The following is a 20,397-nucleotide window of genomic DNA, read 5'->3' as shown; positions in this document are numbered from 1 at the left end:
GCGCGACGTCGAGTTCGCGTGCCTGCGTGATCGGCTTGCCGGTGTCCGCCATTTCCGCGGCGACAAATTCCTCGAATCGCTCCTCGATCCGGTCGGCGGCGCGTCGCAGCAGAGCCGTCCGCTCTCGGACCGGCGTATCGGCCCAACCGTTGTCCAGAGCGCGTCTGGCCGAGGTCACGGCCCGATCGACCAGGGCCTTGTCGGCCTCATGGACCTTGGCAAGAACACGGCCGGTTGCGGGGTCCACCTGGTCGAAGCTCGACGACGCGTCGGGTTCGACGTAGGAGCCATCCACGTAGTTGCGGATCCATCCGTCGCATTGTGAGGTCATGGACTAACTATTGGCCCGCAACATGTTTCAAACAAATGCAAAAACTGCGATCTCGTATGCACCAATGACATAGCCTGTGTATGGGACTGGGCGTCCACGATAATTCGTTGCCTTCATCACAGATTTCAGCCTGGAAGAGAAATATCTACGACGAACCCAAACTCCTGAAGCGGATGTACGTCTCTTCACCGAATAACATTCACTCCTCGAGGTATCTGACGGAATTACGTTGTCTACCGCCGATACTCGATAGGATCAGGACAACAGTTCCCGGCAATCGCGGATCGATACTGGCGTAGCAGGATCTTCCCTTCTTAGCCGCATACGAAATGACTGACGCCGTCCCGGATCCGGGACGACGTCGATGTTGTCTATACGGCTTTTTGCTCGCTACAGCGCGTATTCGGATTCGCGTTCCGATTCACGGCGTCGTGCTGGGTCTTGCTCGAACGCGACTTCGTTTTCCTCGTCCGGAGTCTGCTCGATGTTCAGTAGCTCTTTGATCGATCGAGGGTGGCTGCCCATTGCCGCTTTCATGGCCGGGGCGATGGATGCCGCCAGTTGCGCGAGTTCCTCGGCGGCCTGCGTGAGGTTAATCGGTGAGAGGTTGGCGGCGACTTCGTCGTCGCCGGCGACCGGACCAACGGCTTGGGCAAGCCCGCCACCGACGGAGTCGAGCACGCCCTTGACGTTTTCGGTTTTGGACGGTCCACCTTGTGTCGGTGTCTGCGGATCTGTTTCCGGGGTCGGCGCTTCGGGGAGAGGTCCGAGTTGGGAGTCGGACAGCTGTGCGAGCTGATCGTAGGCCGGTAGTCCTCGGGCTGCGACGTACCCCGCGGCGACGGCTGCGGCGGCGTTGAAGACCTGGCGATCGGTGGATGCATCGCGTTGGATCCGTTCTTGATCCCAAGCGTCGATCTCTTCGCGGGAGGATCCGTTCGCTTTGTGTTCGAGAGCTGCGCTGCGGCGCTCGTGGTCGCGTATTGCGTTCAGTCGGGCGTCGTTGTCCTGGACGAGTTGGTTGAGTCGCTGTGCGTTGGTTGATTGCTCGCCTTCGAGATGGCGGGCAGCGGCGGCGGCGGCGAGAACCTGGATTCGGGTCTGGTCGATCGGTGCGCTCTTGAAGTGTCCGAGCACTTCTTTGATGGGTTTGGCGGCTGTGACCTTCTGTCCGCTGTTGCGGCGTTCCGCGGTTTGGGTCAGCCACGCGGCTAGATCGTGGACGCGTGATCCGGCTTCGGCGCGGTGGGCTCGGACCTGCGCTTGGACTGATTCTTCGCTGGTGCCGCAGCAGCCGCGAGTGGATCGATGCGGACTCCGTCATCGACCGCGACAGTGTTCAAGCGATCTTTGGCGACCGTGGGAGCCTGTTCTCCGACAGGTTCAGCACCACTCTCGGCAGGCTCACGTGGTGCGTCGGTATAGGAACCAGAGGCGCGTGCATGTGACCTGTCTGCCCCGCTTTCTGAAGAATCGTCGGCTACATCGAAGTCACGATTGACACGATTGTCGACCGCGGGTGGCAGATCCCTCACGACTGCCTGTGAGCGTGCCGAGCCCAAGTCGAGGTCGCTTGAGTTTTTGCCTACCTCGGCGAGATACCTGGAGGAATGGACATAGACCACGGCATCGTGGGCGTCCTCGAAGCTGACCTCCATGCCTCGTTCTTTTGCGACGTGCTGAACTCGGTTGGCTAGCGAAGCGGACTCGTCGCGCACCGTTCCCTGGACGAGCCGAGAACGCATCGAATCGACGCTCGGTTGCAAGATCCATGGGGCGTCAACGAGTTCAATTACCCGTCGTTGACGCCGTCGTCCGCCGTTGCACTCACGCTGCGCGCTGTCGGTGGGCTGACCACTCGCCAGATTGCGCAGGCCTACCTGGTGCCCGAAGCGACGATGGCTCAGCGCATCAGCCGAGCCAAGCGCACGGTCTCCGGCGTCCGGTTCGAGCAACCCGGCGATGTCGCCACCGTTCTACGTGTCCTTTATCTGGTCTTCAACGAGGGGTACTCCGGCGACGTCGACCTGGCTGCCGAGGCCATCAGGCTCACCCGGCAGCTCGCCGCTGCGATCGATCATCCCGAGGTGGCGGGGTTGCTCGCTCTGATGCTGCTTCATCACGCTCGCCGCGCCGCGCGCACTGCCGCAGACGACAACCTGATTCCGCTTGCCGAGCAGGACCGCGGACGGTGGGACACCGAGACGATCGCGGAAGGGGTCGTGATCCTTCAGGGAGCCCTCGCTCGCGACCGACTGGGCGAGTTCCAGGCCCAGGCCGCGATTGCCGCACTTCATGCCGACGCTCTCACAGCAGACGAGACCGATTGGGTGCAGATCGTGGAGTGGTACGACGAACTCGCAGCCCTGACCGACAGCCCGATCGTCCGGCTCAACCGAGCGGTGGCGGTCGGCGAGGCAGACGGACCACGCGCCGGCTTGGCAGCTCTTGCAGCGCTGGACGATTCACTTCCACGCCATGCCGCAGTCGAGGCCTATCTCCGTGAACGCGACGGAGACGTGGAGACGGCGGCGAGGTTGTATGCCGATGCAGCGCACAAGGCATCCAACCTCGCCGAACGTGACCATCTGATGCTTCAGGCGTCGAGGATCAACGCCCGTCGATCTCTGAAGCGTCCTGGGTCAGAGAACCTGTGACAGGAACGCCTGCAGTCGATCGGTCTCGGGATCGTCGAAAAGCTGTTCAGGAGTACCGGTTTCGACAACGGCGCCGCGGTCCATGAAGAGCACCTTGTCGGAAACGGAACGCGCGAAGCCCATTTCGTGCGTCACGACGACCATGGTCATACCGGACTTCGCGAGATCGGCCATCAACGCCAGAACACCCTTGACCAGTTCGGGGTCGAGAGCTGACGTCGCCTCGTCGAAGAACATGACCTCGGGCTTCATCGCCAAGGCGCGGGCAATGGCGACGCGCTGCTGCTGACCACCGGAAAGGTTGCCGGGCCGCGAGTCCGCCTTCTCCTTGAGCCCCACCAGATCCAGCTGCTCGAGCGCGAGCGCCCGAGCTTGTTCCTTGGACAACCCCTTGAGCTTGTTCGGCCCGAGCGCGATGTTCTCGGCGACGGTCTTGTGCGGGAACAGGTTGAAGTGCTGGAACACCATGCCGATTCGCTGGCGAAGCTCGTCGGGATTGTCCTTCAGGACGGACTTCCCGTCGAGCAGCACGTCACCCTGCTCAGGCTCGTGCAGACGGTTCAGCACGCGCAGGAGCGTCGACTTGCCCGAACCGGAGGGCCCAATGACGGTGACGGTGTTTCCGGCGTCGACGTGCAGGTTGACGCCGCGAAGAACCTTGTTGGCACCGAAGGACAGATGCAGGTCCTTGCCGGTGAGTGATACGGACTTCAGTTCAGAGCTGGTGGTCATGTCCTCAGCCCCTTTCCACGACGATGGCCTGCTCGAGCGGATCCAACGTGCCTGAAGTGTCGGCGCGTCCGGTCCGGAGCCGGTTGTCGATGTAGTTGACGAGGTGCGTCAGCGGGATGGTCAGAGCAAGGTAGAACAAGCCTGCCGCAACGAGCGGGGACAGGCTGCCGGTCTGGGCGTTGAGATCACGTCCGACGGCAAAGAGCTCCCGCTGGGTGACGAGGAGACCGAGGAAGTAGATCAGCGACGAGTCCTTGATCAGCGAGATGAACTGGTTCATCAACGCCGGCAGAACGCGTCGTACACCCTGCGGGATGACGACCAGCGACATGGACTTGCGGTAGCTGAAGCCGAGGGCGCGGGAAGCCTCGAGCTGCCCGGACTCGACGCTCTGGATACCGGATCTGAAGATCTCACCGATGTATGCCGACGCGAGCAGTGACAGCGCCGCGACGCCCAGCCAGTACGGATTGCTGCCGGTGATTCCCTTGACGATCGGTCCGACGCCGAGCCCGATGATCAAGATGATGACGACGGCGGGCAGGCCACGGAAGATATCGGTGTAGACGCGGGCCGGCCAGCGCAGCCAACGGGTGCGCGAGATACCGGCGACAGCGAGCAGCATGCCGAGGACCGTGCCGATGATGCCAGACGCGAGCGCAAGGATCAGGGTGTTGGGAAGACCGGTCTTGAGGAGATCGGGGAATGCCTTCTTGTACAGATCCCAGTCGAAGAACGTGTCCTTGAGCTGTTCGAGCGTCGACTTCGGTTGGTACGACGCGGTATCGCCACCGTCACCGTTTGCTGCGTTTTCCGCGGCAATGGCTGCGAAGTCGGGCAGTTCCGGAGTGGCCGCGGCCTTGGATCCGGGCTTCCAGCCTTCAGGGAGTTGGCGCGGTACCCAGTCGGCGTACAGCTGAGACCAGGTTCCGTCGTCGATGACTGCGTCGAGGCCCGAGTTGAGGGCGTCGATCAGCGGCTGGTTTTCCTTGTTCACCGCCCAGCCGACGAAGTTGTTGACCGAGAAGGTGTTCTGGATGATCGAGGTCGGGTCACCGGGAGCGATTGCGCCTTCGGCCTGCTGAGACGGAGCTACCCAGGCGTCGATCTGTCCGGATTTGAGGTTCGCGTACGCCGTGGCGTAGTCGGGAAACTTCACGGGATCGAGCTTGAGAGTGTTCACGACGTAGTCGTCCTGCACGGTTCCCTGCACGACGCCGATGCGCTTTGATGCGTCCAGGTCTCCGAAGCCGGTGATCGGGCTGCCGTTAGGCACGACGAGGGAGAAGTATCCGAAGTCGTAGCCGTTGGTGAAGCCGACGGTGTTGCGACGGTCGTCTGTGGTGGTGATGGACGACGAGCCGACGTCGAAGCGTCGACCGGCAACCTGGGCGAGAAGCCCGGCGAACTCGGTGCCGACGAACTCGACCTTCAGGCCCAGCTTGTCCGCGACGGCCTTCAGCAGCTCGTTGTCGTATCCGGTGTACTGATTCTCGGAGTTGACGCAGATGCTCGGGGGCGCGTCACCGAGCGTGCCGACCGTGATGACCCCGGGTTTGATCAAGTTCAGCTTCGAGGTGTCGATCCGATCGACCGGGGTGACGGTGGCCGTGGTGTAGCGGTCTTCGGCGCCCGCACCCGCTGCCGCATCCAGATTGGTGGGGGCCGCGGTTGCGGCTCCCACTCCCGGAGGTGCACACAGGTCTGTGGGGGCTGCCGACGAATCCGAACCACTCGAGCACGATGACAGAGTCAGCGCCAGGAGGGCAGTGAGGAGCAGTGCCACCACCAGGCGGATCTTCGCTGCGACGGAAGAAAACATGCGAGCAGCGTAAACCTAAGGGTAGCCATTTCTCCGTGTAGAACTGTTGACAGTTTTCGGACAAGCGGCCGCTGCGCTGCGGGCATGCCTTCAAATCAGCGTGATTTTAAGTATCGCCAGGTCGGAGAATCCCGTCTCGAAGAGAACGGAGTTACGGAACGGGTGCGAGTTCGACGCCCGCCGGAGGTACCAGGCGGCGCAGTGTCCCGTCGAAGCCGGTGACGTAGAGCGCCCAGCCGTCGCCGTCCCGGCCGATACGCACTGAACTCGGCCCGGTCCACCCACCCGACAGACCCGAAGCGACGACGCAGGACTGCCCGGTCTCGGGATCTACACGATAGATCGCGCCCTCGAGGTGAGCAGCGACGTAGAGCATCCCATCCCGCGACACGGTCAGATCGTCGAGACCGGGTACCGGGCTCGGGACGGTTGCGACAACGGCCCACGCATCAGGGGTATCCACAGGGACTCGAATGATCTGACCTGTGAACAGATCATCGGTGTACACGGCTCGATGATCCGGACTGAGCGCGAGCCCCTCCGAACGTGGCACTGCGGCCCAATTGGGTACGACGGTTCGGGAGTCAAGTTGATAGCGCGACACGCCCTTCGACGGGCCGCCCTCCGTTCCGACCCACGTCGTCAGAAGATCGCCGTCAGGCAGGCGGAGCAAGCCGTTGCCCGCGAAGTCGACGGGTGCGGACAGCCGATCCGTCGTGGTGTCCAGTTGCCACAGCTTGCCGTCCTGTCTGGTGAGGAAGGACAGCCTCGAACCGTCGAGCTGCAAACCGCCAGGAGCAGCCATGCCGTCGAGGACGGTTCGTACCTGTCCTTCGGCGTCGACGTGATAGATCTTCGACTCGCCGGAGAGGTAGAACCCGCCGTTGTCATCGGTCTCGAGGTTTTCGAGCTGTTCCAACCCCTGGGCTACGGTCTCGACCTGCCAATCGCCGCACATCGGCGCGGTTGTCCAGGTGGCCTCCGCCGGCGTCGCCGCGGCAGCGGTCCCGGCTGCGATTGCCGCGGCAGCGGTCCCGGCTGCGATTGCCGCGACGATCAACAACGCCCGAGTTCGGTTGCGTGATAGCCCCATTGCGCACAACTTACGGCAAATCGGACCAATATCAAACGGTCTGGTCGGTATAGCCGACGCCCAGGGGGTCGCTCCAGGTGGTTCACACGTCTGGCCCGAGTTCGATCTCGGCTGTGGTGAGTAGACACGCGTCGAGTTCTCGGTGCAGTCGAGACGGGTCGATGGCTTGGCCGATGAAGGCGAGTTCTTGTCGGCAGTCACCGACAGGCAGTCAGTACCAAGGACCTGGGTAGGCCCCGTTCGGGCTGTGCACCAAGACCGCTCGCTCTTTGCACATATAGAAACCATCCCCGTCGAAGCAATTGACATACTGATTTGTCACCGGCCCTTTGATTGACAAGATCCAATCCGTGCCGATTAGATCCATCGGTCGCGCGCTCCACCCCTGAGACACTTTGGTGAGCGTTCGAAGGTCGGTGACGGAACTCTCGGTGTCGTTCTTGATGTAAAGATAGTTTCCTGCAACGTAGATTTCGCTGAAGTTCAGACCGGAAACTTCAGAACCAATTTTACGTAGCACGTAGTCATTCTTTTTAATATCGAATATGTTGATAAAGTTGTTCTTATCGACATTGTCCCGACGGTATGTTAATAATAGGTCACCATGTCGCTGCATCCCCTCCGCATAGGGCGATAACGGTCCGATCAACTTCTTCGAAGAAGCGTCGAAGTAGAAGACGTCGTTGTCCGGGTTCTTGTATCCATGCCTCAGGAACCAGCCATAATTGGACTGCCCTTGAAAGTCCTTTCCTTCGGTGGCTCGCTGGAATCCGCTCAGATTCTGAAGCTCCGACCCAGTTGAGGCGTCGTTGATGACTACCTTCAGCCCACTCTCGAAACCTATCTCGCGAACAAAGGCCAACCCGTTGAAGCTCGAGTCGTAGACTGGGCCATCGTTACGCTCCCATGTCGGCTCTAGGGTGTCGAGATCGAAGCCCGTGAAATTGTTACCAACGCGTACGATAAATCCGAAATTGGTCGCAGCAATTTCGTCGATCGAAGTTCCGATCGGTGCTGGCCACGCGTAATTCGCAACTGCACCTGGTGTATCCAGTGCATACGAGACAGTTCTGGTTAGGGGTTTTTCGACCTCGAGTCCCGACGCGGGAATGCGGAGGGACAGGATGTAAATGATGCGGAGGCGGTCCGGTGGTCCAGCTACTGTGCAATACGCTTTCACAAGCTCTTCGGACGACGTAACAGATGGTATGGGTAGGGGAAAGAATTTTCCACTCAGAGAGTCGAAGACTACACCGTCCTTGGGTAACTCTTCACTGTTGTTGCACCCCAGGGAGAAGGTTCCAGGACTTCGATTGATCGTGAAAGTGTCATTTGTATGTTCATCTTCTGGAACTTGGACGGATTTTGGGATCGACTTCTCTGGTGGCATCACTGTCGAGGTGCTGTTCTGATTTGAGGAATAGCTGGAAACGGATGGAATCGAGGTCGGAGAAGGGTTCGACGCGTCGATGTTGCGAGCTTCGGAGCATCCCGCCGATAACGCCGAAATCAGCAGGAGTGAAAATAGAATCCACGGCTTCGACCGCGCCTGGGACATAGGTTACTCCTCAAAGTCTTACGCAATTGATGCCGGAAGATTGTGTTCAGAAATAGTCTGTGGAGGGTAGCAATCATTTTCAGATAAATGACCGAGGTTGAAGAAATTTCATCTGAACAGACGACAATGGCAGCATTGCTTGGTCAGATGCTGTCGCGTAGCAATCGTCCGGACTCGGTCGACAGTCAGAAGTGTGGAGGAATGCACCCGTCGTATCGAAGCGCAGCCAGCGCAGTCGAACGTTCCCGATCGCGGGGTTGATGTGAGTGTTTCGCAGCAACTTTGGGTCGTACCGGGAGAAATTGTTTGCCATACAAACAACGCCGAGTTATTGTTTGTCATACAAACAAGTAGGAGTTCGTGATGGTCACCGAGTCAGTTCCCGCAGCGCGCGCGACGCGTGAGTCGGGCAAGCAGACGCGCATGGCGCTGTTCAACGCTGCAACCGAGCTCTTCCTCGAACATGGCGACAGCGTGTCCATCGCGCAGATCTGCACCGCCGCCGGCGCCCATCCAAACCAGGTGACCTACTACTACGGCTCAAAAGAGAAGCTCTTCGTCGAGGTGGCGTGTGCAGCCGTTCTGCGCGCAGGCAAGCGTGCCGAGGTCGATGCCGCCGACGCCGACACCGTGGGCGACTACACCGAGAAGCTGGTCGGATCACTCCTCGGCTCGGGCGCTCCCAGTGTCGAACTGTTCGTGGAAGCGATGATGATGACGGGTCGCCGTGGTGAACTCCGCGATCTGATCTCCGAGACGCTTCGCACTCTGCATTCCTCGGGTGAAACAGCCCTCCTCCGTACCTTGATCCGCACCGGCTGGCAGCTGCGCGCGGGCATCGACGTCGAATCCAAGGCCTTCTGGTCTGCGATCTTCGGCCTCGTCATTCAGAAAACTGCCACCGGCGAGAGCTTCGGTTACTCCCTCGAGGAGGCGGTCGCCGTCATCTTCGCCACTCTCCAGATACCCGACGCCGTACTCAACAGCTCGATGGAATGAACTCTCTTCGAGCGTGATTCTCCGACAAGGACTTCGATGAACATCGTTCGCGTATTCGACAGCAACGTCACCAAGACCCCGGACAAACCCTTCCTGATATTCGACGGTCACGATCACACGTACTCCCAGGTTCAGGACGGAAGTCGACGCGCCGCAGGCTATTTGCAGTCGCTGGGCGTGCAGCCGGGCGACCGCGTCGCGCTGATGTGTTACAACACTCCGGGATTCGTGTACGCGATGCTCGGTGCCTGGCGCTTGGGCGCCGTCGTGGTCCCCATCAACCACAAGATGCAGACTCCGGAAGTTGCCTACGTGCTGGGACACGCGAAGGTGTCGGTGTGCGTCTTCGACGGTGAGTTGGCGCCGGTTGTCGGTCGACTGGAGACAACGGCCAAGCTGATCAGCACGGACTCTGTCGCAGACGGTTTCGACTTCTTCGACGACGCCATCACCCGCCAGGAGGGCGTTGACAGTATCGACATCGACGAGAACGATCCGGCTGAAATCCTCTACACCTCGGGGACTACCGGCTCACCCAAGGGCTGCGTCCACAGCCACCGTAACGTCGTCGGTGTTGCCGTCACCGCGGCCCTCGCCGTGTCGACGACTCGGGACGAGCGCCTGCTCATGGCCGTCCCGATCTGGCACGCTTCCCCGCTCAACAACTGGTTCATGTCCACGCTCTACATGGGCGGAACCGTCGTGCTGCTGCGCGAGTACCATCCCGTCAAATTCCTGGAAACTGTTCAGGAACAACGTATTACCCTCTGCTTCGGCCCGCCGGTCATCTACACCACTGCACTCAACCTCGTGCCGAACTTTGCCGACTACAACCTCGGTAGCGTTCGTGCGTGGTTGTACGGCGGCGGACCGATCGGCGCGGATGTCGCTCGGCGACTGGTGGAGTCGTACGGCACCACCGAATTCCGGCAGGTCTACGGCATGACCGAGACCGGGCCGGTGGGCACTGTGCTGTACCCCGAGGAGCAGTTGAGCAAGGCGGGCTCGATCGGCCGCGTCGCGCTGGCCGGCGTCGACCTGCGCCTGGTTGCCGATGACGGCACCGACGCGGAGCCCGATCAGATCGGTGAGATCTGGCTGCGTGCCGACACCGTCATGCAGGGTTACCTCGACGACCCCACTGCCACGAAGGCTGCTTTTGCCGACGGAGGTTGGTATCGCACCGGCGATCTGGCGCGCAAGGATGCGGACGGTTACCTCTTCATCGTCGACCGCGCGAAGGACATGATCATCACGGGCGGTGAGAACGTCTACTCCAAGGAGGTCGAGGACGTGATCTCCGGCCACCCGGACGTCGTCGACGTCGCCGTTGTCGGAAAACCCAACGAAGAATGGGGCGAGACCGTCGTCGCACACGTCGTCTGGCGTGAACCGGATGTCATCAGCGCCGACGACATCAAGGACTACCTCTCGGACAAGTTGGCGCGCTACAAGATTCCGCGTGAAGTGGTGTTCGCGACCATACTTCCGCGTACACCGACCGGCAAGATCCAGAAGCACCTCATCCGCGCAGCGAGCTGAAAGGCCTGTCATGACTGATATTTCCGAGAAGACCGTCACCCACCCGGCTCCGCATCGCACCCATGCAGTGCTCAACCAGTCGGTACCGCGCACGGACGTCAACGAGTTCCAGCTCGATACGGTCCTGGCCGAAGGCGTCGCGCGCCACGACGCCAATTGGGCCACGAGCGAACTCACCGATATTGGTGAACTGGTTGGCAGTGCTGGATTCCAGCACGACGCCGAGCTGGCCAACACGGTGATCCCCGAATTGAAGACCTTCGATCGCTGGGGAAACCGCATCGACGAGGTCGAATACCATCCGTCGTATCACCGGATCATCTCTGCTGCCGTTGCGCACGGTGCGCACACCTCTGCCTGGGCTGACCCGAAGCCGGGTGCCAACGTGGCTCGGGCCGCGGCATTCATGCTCTTCTCCCAGGTCGAACCGGGCCACGCGTGCCCAATCTCCATGACGCACGCCGTGATCCCCTCGCTCGAGCTGCAACCCGATGTAGCCGCCATCTGGACCCCGCGTGCCCTTTCTCGGAGCTACACCCCCGAGTTGGATGCTCCCGGAAAGGCATCCGCGATATTCGGAATGTCCATGACGGAAAAGCAGGGCGGCTCCGACGTGCGAGCCAACACGACCATCGCCAAGCCGGCCGGACGTGGCGGCCCGGGTGCGGACTACCTGCTCACCGGACACAAGTGGTTCTGCTCCGCGCCGATGTCCGACGCGTTCCTGGTTCTTGCTCAGGCCGAAGGTGCTGCCGGTGAGGGGCTTTCCTGCTTCCTTCTCCCCCGCATCCTGCCTGACGGCACGCGCAACGTCTTCCGCATCCAGCGTCTGAAGAACAAGCTGGGCAACAAGTCCAACGCGTCGTCCGAGATCGAACTCGACGGCACCGTCGGCACCATGATCGGCGAACCGGGTCGTGGCGTGCGGACCATCATCGAAATGGTGTCCCAGACGCGACTCGACTGCATCCTCGGCAGCACGGCAGGTATGCGTCAGTCGGTCGCCGAAGCGGTGTGGCATGCACGGCACCGCAGCGCTTTCGGTGCCGTCCTGGCAGATCAGCCGGCGATGACCTCGGTGCTTGCCGATCTGGCTCTCGAATCCGAAGCCGCCACCATCACCGCACTGCGATTGGCTCGCGCGCAGGACGAGGACGCGGACGAGCAGGAAAAGGCGTTCCGCCGACTCGCGACGGCTGTTGCGAAGTACTGGATCTGCAAGCGCGGCCCGCACCACTCCTACGAGGCACTCGAATGCCTGGGAGGCAACGGCTACACCGAGGACTTCCCGCTTGCCCGTCGCTACCGTGAGCAGCCCGTCATGGCCGTGTGGGAGGGGTCGGGCAACGTCATCGCGCTCGATGTCCTGCGCGCTATGACCCGTGAACCCGATTCCGTTGCCGCCTTCGACCACGAGGTCAACCTCGCTCGCGGCAACAACCCGGTCCTCGATCATCACCTCGATCGGGTACGACGCCAACTCGGTGAGCTCGCCACGATGGCACCCGCCGACGCCCAGTTCCGCGCTCGGACCGTCGTCGAGGCAATGGCGTTGGCGCTGCAGGCTTCGCTCATGGTGCGCCACTCCCCGGCCGCCTCGTCCGATGCGTTCATTGCCGCTCGCCTCGGCGCCGACCGTGGTCACGAGTACGGAACTCTGCCTGTGGGAACAGATTTCGCGGGAATTCTCGCTAGAGCCTAAGGCTGCTCCCTCAGTACCCTGGTGACGGTGTGTACTGCAGGCGTCGGATTGTTGGGTCGCCATGCCATCGCGATTTTCAGCGTGGGCGTGGCCCCGGCGATCGGCAGGTACACGACCCCGTCCATGGACAGATGCGCCGTCGACTCCACGACGACGGCGATCCCGACCCCCGCTCCGACCATGGCCAACAGGCTGTACGGATCGGGGGCTTCGTGCGCGACGGTGGGCGTGAAACCTGCTGTGGCGCAGACGGACAACGTCGCATCGCGCACCACCGAGCCGTGCTCGGCGGGATACATCACGAATCGCTCGGTTGCCAGGTCTTCCGGTGACACCGAGTCCCGGGCACTGAGGTGATGCCTGGCCGGAACCGCGACCATCAAGGTTTCCTCGCGCACAGTGTGAGTCTCGAATCCGCGCGGAATGGGCAGGCCGACTATGCCCATGTCGAGTGTTCCGCGTCGGAGAGCGTCGAGCACCTCACCCGAGTACATCTGCGGCCGTAGGTCCAGTTCGATTCCCGGATGGGAGTCGGCCAGCGATCGTGTGAGGGCCGACAGCACCGTGTAGCCGCCCGTTCCGCCGAAACCCACCGTGACACGGCCTGTTTCCCCGGTTGACGCCGCCGATGCGATATCTCGTACGACGGCGATCTGCGCTTCGATGATTCGTGCGGGCGTGACCAAGGCCTCGCCGGCTGCGGTCAATTGCACTGATCTGGTGGTCCGGACAAACAGGTCGGTGCCGAGTTCGCGCTCGAGCGCCCGAATGGTCTGGCTGAGCGGGGACTGCCCGATGTGGAGTCGCTCGGCAGCCCGGCCGAAATGAAGTTCGTCGGCGACTGCGAGAAACGCGCGCAGCTGACGCAATTCCATGTCGCTCCTCCCGGGTTTCATTATGTGGTTCTTCCACATAAATGAGTCGAACTAAGTCTTGGACTCTACATGGATTTCGGACGATAGTGATTCACGCCTCACATTGCATCCCTTGGTGATGCCCGACGCGAGAATCAGGGAGAACCGTGGATCAACACCCAGGTCAAGACACCAATCCGCCTGAATACAACACCAAACAGGCACGCAAGGCCGGAATCACGGCGTTTGTCGGAACGACTATCGAGTGGTTCGACTTCTACATCTACGGAACCGCATCTGCCTTGGTGCTCGGCCCGCTGTTCTTCCCGGATGCGTCGCCGGCGGTGGGAACACTCGCAGCCTTCGCGACTTTTGCCGTGGGATTCGTGGCTCGTCCTGTCGGCGGAGTGGTGTTCGGTCATTTCGGAGACAAGTTCGGTCGCAAGAACGCCGTGATCATCACCCTCGCGCTCATGGGGTTGGGAACTGTCGGTGTCGGTCTCCTCCCTACGTACTCCCAGATCGGGATCTGGGCACCGATACTGCTTGTGGCACTGCGTGTTCTCCAGGGCATTGCCATGGGCGGCGAATGGGGTGGCGCCGTATTGATCGCCACCGAGTTCGCTCCCCCGAAGAAAAAGGTGCTCTACGGTGCGTTTGCGCAGCAGGGTTCACCGGTCGGCAACCTGCTCGCGACGCTGGCCTTCCTCGGCCTGACGTTGATGTCGGATTCCGTGTTCGAGTCGTGGGGTTGGCGTCTGCCGTTCCTCGGATCCGCAGCTTTGGTGATCGTCGCTCTCTACATCCGACTGCACATCTCCGAGACACCCGAGATGAAGAAGGCTGTTGCGGCACAGGAACGTACACGGATGCCGCTGGTCGAAGTGTTGCGTTCGCATCCCGTCGAACTTGCTCTCGGCGTCGGCGCTGTGGTTGCCGGTGTTGCCATCACGTACGTCAAGACAACCTTTGCGCTCTCTTGGGCGACAACGGATCTCGGCTTCGAGCGCAGTGACTTTCTCCTCGTGATCACCGTGGCACTGGTAGCCCAGGCGCTCGTACAGCCTTTCGGTGCTGTGCTGGCCACGCGGATCGATCCGTCGAAAGCGGTCCGTTGGATGCTGCTTCCGGAGATCGTGCTCCTACCACTGATGTTCGTGCTGGTTCAGACGGGCTCCGTGCCCTTGGCGATTCTGGGTATGGTCCTCGCGACGGCGCCTCACGCAATGTATTACGCCGCGTTGGCCGGCATCCTGGCGCAGGTTTTCCCCACCAATGTTCGGTATACCGGCATCTCTCTGTCGTACCAATTGTCGACAGCCGTATTTGCCGGAACGGCCCCGATGGTCAGCCAGTATCTGCTGACGCGAACCAACTCGATCTGGCCGGTCGTCGCTCTTGGGCTCGTGTATGTCGTTCTCTCCCTTGTCTGTATGACGGCACTGTTGCGCAGGAGTGCGCTGCACGCGCAAGGGCTGGAGTCGACGAGCTCCTCGAACATGACCGATGTTTCCACCCTGAAAGGCGTTGACCACTGATGAACTTTGCATACACCGACCCCGCTCTGACAGCGGTAGTGGACAGATGGACCGCCGGGGCGGACCGAGAGACGTTGAACGGATTGCTCGACCGACTGGGCCGAGATGCCGCCGGCCGTTTGTCCGAGCTTGCCGACATCGCAGACAAGAACCCGCCGGTGCTGCAGCAATTCGACAAGGCCGGTGACCGCGTCGACCGGATTTCCTATCACCCGGCCTACCTGGAACTGTGCCGGGCGGCGTACAACGAGTACGGCCTGTCCGCCATGTCGCACCGAAAAGGGTTGCACGGATGGGACTCCGTGCATCCGCCACTCGCGAAGTACCTCGCGTCGTACATCTTCGTGCAGGCAGAGTTCGGGCTGGCCTGCCCGGTGTCGATGACAGATGCTGCCGCGCGGACCCTGCGTATGTTCGGTGATCCGGCCGTGTTCTCGCCCTGGATCGACGCGTTGACGTCGACGGACCCCGAGCAGGCGAAGACGGGTGCGATGTTCATGACCGAGATTCAGGCAGGCACCGACATCGCCTGCACCGAAACACGCGCCGAGCGCGACGGTGACGGATGGGTTCTGACGGGCAAGAAGTGGTTCGCCTCCAACCCGGATGCCGATGTGATCATCACCCTCGCGAGATTCCCGGGCGGACAGGATGGTTCGACGCGTGGAGTCGGAATGTTCATGGTGCCCAAGACCTTGGGATCCGGCGAGCGCAACAACCTCACGATCGATCGTCTCAAGGACAAGCTGGGTACGCGTTCCATGCCGAGCGGCGAGGTGACGCTGAACCGCGCGTACGCACTCCAGGTCGGCGAACTCGATCGAGGATTCCGCCAGATGGCGGAGATGGTCAACACGTCTCGCCTGTCCAATGCGATGCGTTCGAGCGCTCTCATGCGCCGAGCAGTCCGCGAAGCCGTCGAACATTCGAAGAGTCGAGTCGTGTTCGGTAAGAAGCTCTTCGACCAGCCGCTGATGCGGGCGACGCTTCTTCCCCTTGCACTCGATGCCGAGGCTTCGCTAGCCCTGGTCGCGTACAGCGCACAGTGTCTTCAGGCAGCAGACGGCGGCGACGAACAGGCGCGCGCACTGATCAGGGTACTGACACCGATCGCCAAACACTTTGTCTGCAAACGCGCGCGGGTGGTCACCGGCGAGGCCATGGAGGTGCGCGGAGGAAACGGCTACATCGAGGAATGGGCCAACGCGCGACTAGTGCGGGATGCCCACTTGGGCTCGATCTGGGAGGGCTCGAGCAATGTCATTGCGCTGGACGTACTTCGGTGCCTGCGCAAGTTCAACTCGCACCGCACGGTCGCGGGAGCTATGACGGACATCCTGTCCACCGTCGGACCGGACTGCGAAGCCGGGGCCGGAGTTCTGTTGCGGCGCTGGGAGGAACTGGTAGAGGAAGGAGATCGTCTGATCTCCGGATCTGACGATGCCGCCCAGGCCGCCAGCGCAAAGTATGCCGACGAGCTCGCTCGTGCCGTCATGGCGACCCTGCTTTTCGATCTTGCGGATCACGGCATCCGACACGGTAATGGGTACCGGTCACTGCTGGTGGCTAATTCCTACCTGGCCGGTCTTGCCGGGAAGGTGCCGTCGGCTGCGCTCGGCAATCTCGACGTGATCACCGACGGCGGTGACGTCGAGCTGGATGATGCACGTGACGTCGTAGCCGAGTTCCTCTCTGTAGCAGGTGGTCATCGGTGAACTCGCCAACAGGCCCCACACCCCTCGCCGGCGTCCGTGTTCTGGATCTGTCGAAGATCCTTGCCGGGCCGTACGCAACCATGTCGCTTGCCGATCTCGGTGCCGACGTCACCAAGATCGAACACCCTGAAGGCGGCGACCCCACGCGTTCGTGGGGACCTCCCTTCGTCGGGGTAGATGCCGCCTACTATCTCGCGATCAACCGCGGTAAGAAGTCGGTCACGATCGACCTCAAGTCCACCGAAGGACAGGAGATCATCCACCGCATGCTCGAAGAGACCGATGTAGTCGTCGAGAACTTCAAGCCGGGCAGCGGATTACAGAAGATCTTCGACTACCAGGCGCTGTCCGAGCGATACCCGCATCTGATCACCCTGCACATCTCTGCCTTCGGTGAAGAAGGACCGCTGCGCGACGAACCGGGGTACGACATGATCGCGCAGGCCGCGGGTGGGCTCATGTCGCTCACCGGTGAACCGGGTGGTGCTCCGATGAAATCCGGGTTTGCGTTGGGAGACTTGGGCGCAGCGCTTTTCGGACTGATCGGTGTCCTGGCTGCATTGGTCGAGCGAGGCCGGACCGGGCGCGGACAGTACGTGACCACGTCGCTGTACGAGTGCCAACTCGCGATGCACGTGAACTGGGCGACCAGTTACTTCGCCACCGGTGAGCGCCCGACTGCGTTGGGCTCCGGTCATCCGAATCTTGCTCCGTATCAAGCATTTCCTGCCAGCGACGGGTACTTCGTCATCGCTGTCGGCAACGACGGGATGTGGGCGTCGCTGTGCGAGGCCATCGGAAGGAGTGAACTGGTCACCGATCCGCGTTTCGTCCACAACCGCGACAGGGTGGAGAACCGCGAGAGTCTGGAACGAGAACTCACCAGCGCCTTCACATCGGAAACCGTCGAACACTGGTGCGCTCTTCTCGCCGAACGCGCCGTGCCGGTGTCACCGATCCGCCATCTCGACGAGATCTACTCCGATCCCCACACCGCCGCGCTCGGAATGGTCGGAACCGTCGACCATCCGACGCTCGGACCGTTGAAGCAAGTGGCCTTTCCGGTCAACTTCTCCGGCCAGAGGCCACGTCTGACGTCGGCGCCGCCCGTTCTCGGCGCCGACAACGACGAAGTCCTTGGTACCGCTCAGGCCAGCCCGCTCAACGCAGGCGGTGTGTTGTCGTCGCGCCAAGCGATGGCCTCGGCAAGCGTCGTGAGGTCGTAGTCCGGTCCGCTGACGCCGACGGTGAAGAGCGAGACACCGTCGGCGACCAGGTCAGCAGCATTCTCGAGCCCAGGCCACGGAACCGAGTGCTCTACTTCCAGCGGGTTCCGGCCTACGTCGGCGCAATGGTCGGAGAGGATGCCTGACTTGCGCAGGTGTGTCTCGCGGTCACCGAAGCTGTGCCAGACGTCGGCGTACTCGGCGACCAAGCGCAGGGTCTTCTTCTCGCCGCCACCGCCGATGAGGACCGGGATGTTGCGCGTCGGCGGCGGGTTGCCCTTCGCCAGGCGGCCTGTGATGCGGGGGAGGTATTCGCCCAGCAGTTTCAGCCGTGAACCGGGAGTGCCGAAGTCGTATCCGAACTGGTCGTAGTCCTTCTCGAACCAGCCGGCACCGATACCGAGGATCAGGCGTCCGCCGCTGATGTGGTCGACGGTTCGCGCCATGTCGGCCAGCAGATCCGGATTGCGGTAGCCACCACCGGTGACCAGGGCGCCGATTTCGACGCGTTCGGTCTGCTCGGCCCAGGCGCCGAGCATGGTCCAGCATTCGAAGTGGGCGCCGTCGGGATCGCCGGTCAACGGGTAGAAGTGGTCCCAGTTGAAGACGATGTCCACCCCGGCGTCCTCGGACCGCAAGACGGCGTCGCGTATCAACCCGTAGTCGGGTGCGTGCTGGGGTTGGAGTTGAACACCGATGCGTACCGGACGAGTCATGCCACGCTCCTGACGAGAGGAATGGTTGTCTTCTCCCATCATGGCCGGGTGTGCGCGGTACCGCTACCGCCGCCGTCGGTGACGGGTATGCCCGCTCTTGTACCCACCCCTTTTCGAGCGAACGGTACTTTCGGCGCCTTAGATCGACTGAACGTGCCGTTCGCTCAAACAGGGGGGCGGGCAAAAACAGGGGGCGGGCAAAAACAGGGGGCGGGCAAAAACAGGGGTGGTCTGCCCACAGCAGACAGTCGGGGCCGCGGCACTGCCGCGCCGGTAGGAATGGATTCATGACTACTGAAGCGCCCACCGATACCGGCTACCGTGACCTGTTGACAGACAGGCTCTTCCGACAGCGAACGATTCTGCTCACCGGCGAGGTCAACGACGCCATGGCCGAACGTGTGTGTTCGGAACTGGTGCTCCTCGCCACCACGGACCCCAAGCGCGACATCGTGCTGTACATCAATTCACCCGGCGGATCGGTGTTTGCCGGCCTGGCCATCTACGACACGATGAAGCTCATCCCCAACGACGTCGTGACGGTCGCGATGGGCTTCGCGGCCAGCATGGGCCAGGTGCTTCTCTGCTCCGGCACCCACGGCAAGCGAATCAGCCTGGCGCACAGCCGCATCATGATGCACCAACCTTCGGCGGGTATCGGTGGCACTGCGGTGGACATTGCGATCCAGGCCGAGAGCCTCGAGCTGATGAAGCGTCAATCGCAGGAAATCCTCGCCGCCGAAACGGGCCGGACCGTCGAAGAGATCGAGACCGACAGCGATCGGGATCGCTGGTTCACCGCCGAGCAGGCGCGCGAGTACGGAATCGTCGACCGCGTCGTGACGTCCTTCGCCGAGATCGCACCGCAAGCCACCTTCCCCAAGATCGGATTGTGACGTCATGTCCCAGTACACGATTCCCAGTGTCATCGAGCGAACACCAACGGGTGAGCGATCTTTCGACATCTTCAGCAGGCTGCTCAACGAACGCATCGTCTTTCTCGGCACAGAGATCGACGACGGCGTCGCCAATGTCGTGATGGCTCAGATGCTGCATCTGCAGGCCGACAACCCGGATCGCGAAATCGGTTTGTACATCAACTCTCCCGGCGGTTCCACCACGGCGATGCTCGCGATCTACGACACCATGCAGTTCTTGAAACCGACGATTTCGACGTACTGCATGGGTCAAGCGGCTTCGGCTGCTGCAGTGCTTCTGGCCGCAGGCACTCCGGGCCATCGGCATGTTCTTGCCCATTCGCGGGTGCTGCTGCATCAACCGTCGACGCAAGGTAGCGGCACCATCTCGGACCTCGCGCTTCAAGCAGCCGAGATCCTGAGAATCCGGGAGCAGACCGAGGCGATTCTGAGTAAGCACACCGGTCAGAGCGTCGAGCGGCTCCGTAAGGACACCGATCGCGATAGGATCTTCACTGCCGACGACGCTATCTCCTACGGACTGGCTGACACCCTCATCGAAGGGAACTGATCAGGCTGCCATCAGGACGGGACCGGAGATCGGGGCGGGAGAATGTCCGAAGGTGAGGGAGTTGAGCGCAACGATCCTGTTGCCCGCTCGGAACAGCAGGTGCTCGAGCGGCATCCCGAGCGCTTCGCAGATGGCGCGCAGATTTCCGACGACGGTTCCTTCTTGCCCCGTTCGATCTCGGAGAGGTACTGCTTCGACATCCCGACCTTTGCGGCTACGTCGTCGAGAGTTCGGTCCTGATCGCGTCGGACCTCCCTCAGCACTCGTCCGTAGGCTTCACGAATCAGCGGGGGTTTGCGCACGGCGACAGCCGGATCGGGGAGGTCCGACTCACCCTTGACCAGGACCAGTCTGCGCGGCGCATCCATAGGCCGAGTATTCCAGCCGACCGGTTCGCACACCACCCGGTTCACCGAGGGCTGAC

Annotated in this window: 18 protein-coding genes and 2 pseudogenes; 9 read left to right on the top strand and 11 right to left on the bottom strand. The window is 61.8% G+C overall.

Annotated features, from left to right (window positions below):
- The 3 genes from ATN38_RS02015 to ATN38_RS02005 all read right to left on the bottom strand — a co-directional run.
- A partial coding sequence (locus ATN38_RS02015; RefSeq protein ID WP_218747508.1) for an aldehyde dehydrogenase family protein occupies positions 1-331 on the bottom strand: 331 nt, incomplete at its 3' end.
- Between the two features lie 390 nt (positions 332-721).
- Complete coding sequence (locus ATN38_RS02010) at positions 722-1,468, bottom strand: hypothetical protein (RefSeq protein ID WP_020909784.1); 747 nt, start codon at positions 1,466-1,468, stop codon at positions 722-724.
- Between the two features lie 74 nt (positions 1,469-1,542).
- A complete protein-coding gene (locus ATN38_RS02005; protein WP_020909783.1) occupies positions 1,543-2,076 on the bottom strand; it encodes a hypothetical protein in 534 nt (177 codons plus the stop codon).
- Positions 2,077-2,124: 48 nt separating this feature from the next.
- Between ATN38_RS02005 and ATN38_RS02000 the strand changes: the two are divergent.
- A pseudogene (locus ATN38_RS02000) lies at positions 2,125-2,988 on the top strand (DUF6596 domain-containing protein); the annotation flags it as partial.
- Here the strand turns inward: ATN38_RS02000 and ATN38_RS01995 are convergent.
- The 5 genes from ATN38_RS01995 to ATN38_RS01975 form a co-directional block, all read right to left on the bottom strand.
- Positions 2,974-3,720 (bottom strand): amino acid ABC transporter ATP-binding protein, encoded by a 747-nt coding sequence (locus ATN38_RS01995; protein ID WP_019746137.1) that lies wholly within the window; start codon positions 3,718-3,720, stop codon positions 2,974-2,976. The pseudogene ATN38_RS02000 and the gene ATN38_RS01995 overlap by 15 nt on opposite strands.
- Positions 3,721-3,724: 4 nt before the next feature.
- Positions 3,725-5,542, bottom strand: a complete 1,818-nt coding sequence (locus tag ATN38_RS01990; RefSeq protein ID WP_021346139.1) for an ABC transporter substrate-binding protein/permease — start codon at positions 5,540-5,542, stop codon at positions 3,725-3,727.
- Positions 5,543-5,693: 151 nt separating this feature from the next.
- A complete protein-coding gene (locus ATN38_RS01985; protein WP_218747507.1) occupies positions 5,694-6,635 on the bottom strand; it encodes an SMP-30/gluconolactonase/LRE family protein in 942 nt (313 codons plus the stop codon).
- Between the two features lie 82 nt (positions 6,636-6,717).
- Positions 6,718-6,846, bottom strand: a complete 129-nt coding sequence (locus ATN38_RS01980; RefSeq protein WP_256931530.1) for a GTP-binding protein — start codon at positions 6,844-6,846, stop codon at positions 6,718-6,720.
- Positions 6,847-8,193, bottom strand: a complete 1,347-nt coding sequence (locus ATN38_RS01975) for a hypothetical protein (RefSeq protein WP_218747506.1) — start codon at positions 8,191-8,193, stop codon at positions 6,847-6,849.
- A 363-nt stretch (positions 8,194-8,556) separates the two neighbouring features.
- On the opposite strand from ATN38_RS01975, the gene ATN38_RS01970 reads away from it, so the two are divergent.
- From ATN38_RS01970 to ATN38_RS01960, 3 genes are read left to right on the top strand one after another with little or no spacing between them, the layout of a single operon-like run.
- A complete protein-coding gene (locus ATN38_RS01970; RefSeq protein WP_007735239.1) occupies positions 8,557-9,192 on the top strand; it encodes a TetR/AcrR family transcriptional regulator C-terminal domain-containing protein in 636 nt (211 codons plus the stop codon).
- A 36-nt stretch (positions 9,193-9,228) separates the two neighbouring features.
- A complete protein-coding gene (locus ATN38_RS01965; RefSeq protein WP_218747505.1) occupies positions 9,229-10,734 on the top strand; it encodes a class I adenylate-forming enzyme family protein in 1,506 nt (501 codons plus the stop codon).
- Between the two features lie 10 nt (positions 10,735-10,744).
- Positions 10,745-12,436 (top strand): acyl-CoA dehydrogenase family protein, encoded by a 1,692-nt coding sequence (locus ATN38_RS01960; RefSeq protein ID WP_218747504.1) that lies wholly within the window; start codon positions 10,745-10,747, stop codon positions 12,434-12,436.
- Here ATN38_RS01960 and ATN38_RS01955 read toward each other — a convergent pair.
- Entirely contained in the window at positions 12,433-13,311 is an 879-nt protein-coding gene (locus ATN38_RS01955; RefSeq protein WP_029537275.1) for a LysR family transcriptional regulator, read from the bottom strand. The genes ATN38_RS01960 and ATN38_RS01955 overlap by 4 nt on opposite strands.
- Positions 13,312-13,457: 146 nt before the next feature.
- Here ATN38_RS01955 and ATN38_RS01950 point away from each other — a divergent pair, with 146 nt between their 5' ends.
- Genes ATN38_RS01950 through ATN38_RS01940 form a run of 3 tightly spaced genes read left to right on the top strand, consistent with a single transcriptional unit; the run spans position 13,458 to position 17,769 of the window.
- Positions 13,458-14,828 carry an MFS transporter gene (locus ATN38_RS01950; RefSeq protein ID WP_047889988.1) on the top strand — a complete coding sequence of 457 codons (1,371 nt, stop codon included), beginning with the start codon at positions 13,458-13,460 and terminating at the stop codon, positions 14,826-14,828.
- A complete protein-coding gene (locus ATN38_RS01945) occupies positions 14,828-16,543 on the top strand; it encodes an acyl-CoA dehydrogenase family protein (protein ID WP_218747503.1) in 1,716 nt (571 codons plus the stop codon). The genes ATN38_RS01950 and ATN38_RS01945 overlap by 1 nt, the downstream gene beginning before the upstream one ends.
- On the top strand, positions 16,540-17,769 hold the full coding sequence (locus ATN38_RS01940) for a CaiB/BaiF CoA-transferase family protein (RefSeq protein ID WP_021334428.1): 1,230 nt from the start codon (positions 16,540-16,542) through the stop codon (positions 17,767-17,769). The genes ATN38_RS01945 and ATN38_RS01940 overlap by 4 nt, the downstream gene beginning before the upstream one ends.
- On the opposite strand, the gene ATN38_RS01935 is transcribed toward ATN38_RS01940, so the two are convergent.
- Positions 17,691-18,485, bottom strand: coding sequence for an LLM class F420-dependent oxidoreductase (locus ATN38_RS01935; RefSeq protein WP_020971420.1), 795 nt, complete (start codon positions 18,483-18,485; stop codon positions 17,691-17,693). The two genes, ATN38_RS01940 and ATN38_RS01935, sit on opposite strands and share 79 nt — an antisense overlap.
- Before the next feature lie 287 nt (positions 18,486-18,772).
- Here ATN38_RS01935 and ATN38_RS01930 point away from each other — a divergent pair, with 287 nt between their 5' ends.
- Together ATN38_RS01930 and ATN38_RS01925 are read left to right on the top strand one after the other, a co-directional pair.
- The gene (locus tag ATN38_RS01930; protein WP_020909763.1) at positions 18,773-19,381 is read left to right on the top strand and encodes a ClpP family protease; all 609 of its coding nucleotides are present in this window, start codon (positions 18,773-18,775) and stop codon (positions 19,379-19,381) included.
- Between the two features lie 4 nt (positions 19,382-19,385).
- The gene (locus ATN38_RS01925) at positions 19,386-19,973 is read left to right on the top strand and encodes an ATP-dependent Clp protease proteolytic subunit (RefSeq protein WP_003945993.1); all 588 of its coding nucleotides are present in this window, start codon (positions 19,386-19,388) and stop codon (positions 19,971-19,973) included.
- Here the strand turns inward: ATN38_RS01925 and ATN38_RS01920 are convergent.
- Positions 19,974-20,341: pseudogene (locus ATN38_RS01920) on the bottom strand (helix-turn-helix domain-containing protein). It abuts the gene before it with no gap.
- Between the last annotated feature and the right edge of the window lie 56 nt (positions 20,342-20,397).

The organism is Rhodococcus sp. FH8 (assembly GCF_019266085.1).
In the GTDB taxonomy this organism is placed as follows: Bacteria; Actinomycetota; Actinomycetes; order Mycobacteriales; family Mycobacteriaceae; genus Rhodococcus_F; species Rhodococcus_F qingshengii.
The sequence above is the reverse complement of the archived record's forward strand: the minus strand, read 5'-3'. Positions and strand labels throughout refer to the sequence as shown.

Bases quoted from the DNA above. Each gene is read 5' to 3' on its own strand.
- ATN38_RS02005 (WP_020909783.1), bottom strand. From the start codon at position 2,076: ATGCGTTCTCGGCTCGTCCAGGGAACGGTGCGCGACGAGTCCGCTTCG.
- ATN38_RS01995 (WP_019746137.1), bottom strand. From the start codon at position 3,720: ATGACCACCAGCTCTGAACTGAAGTCCGTATCACTCACCGGCAAGGAC.
- ATN38_RS01990 (WP_021346139.1), bottom strand. From the start codon at position 5,542: ATGTTTTCTTCCGTCGCAGCGAAGATCCGCCTGGTGGTGGCACTGCTC.
- ATN38_RS01985 (WP_218747507.1), bottom strand. From the start codon at position 6,635: ATGGGGCTATCACGCAACCGAACTCGGGCGTTGTTGATCGTCGCGGCA.
- ATN38_RS01975 (WP_218747506.1), bottom strand. From the start codon at position 8,193: ATGTCCCAGGCGCGGTCGAAGCCGTGGATTCTATTTTCACTCCTGCTG.
- ATN38_RS01970 (WP_007735239.1), top strand. From the start codon at position 8,557: ATGGTCACCGAGTCAGTTCCCGCAGCGCGCGCGACGCGTGAGTCGGGC.
- ATN38_RS01965 (WP_218747505.1), top strand. From the start codon at position 9,229: ATGAACATCGTTCGCGTATTCGACAGCAACGTCACCAAGACCCCGGAC.
- ATN38_RS01960 (WP_218747504.1), top strand. From the start codon at position 10,745: ATGACTGATATTTCCGAGAAGACCGTCACCCACCCGGCTCCGCATCGC.
- ATN38_RS01955 (WP_029537275.1), bottom strand. From the start codon at position 13,311: ATGGAATTGCGTCAGCTGCGCGCGTTTCTCGCAGTCGCCGACGAACTT.
- ATN38_RS01945 (WP_218747503.1), top strand. From the start codon at position 14,828: ATGAACTTTGCATACACCGACCCCGCTCTGACAGCGGTAGTGGACAGA.
- ATN38_RS01935 (WP_020971420.1), bottom strand. From the start codon at position 18,485: ATGACTCGTCCGGTACGCATCGGTGTTCAACTCCAACCCCAGCACGCA.
- ATN38_RS01930 (WP_020909763.1), top strand. From the start codon at position 18,773: ATGACTACTGAAGCGCCCACCGATACCGGCTACCGTGACCTGTTGACA.
- ATN38_RS01925 (WP_003945993.1), top strand. From the start codon at position 19,386: ATGTCCCAGTACACGATTCCCAGTGTCATCGAGCGAACACCAACGGGT.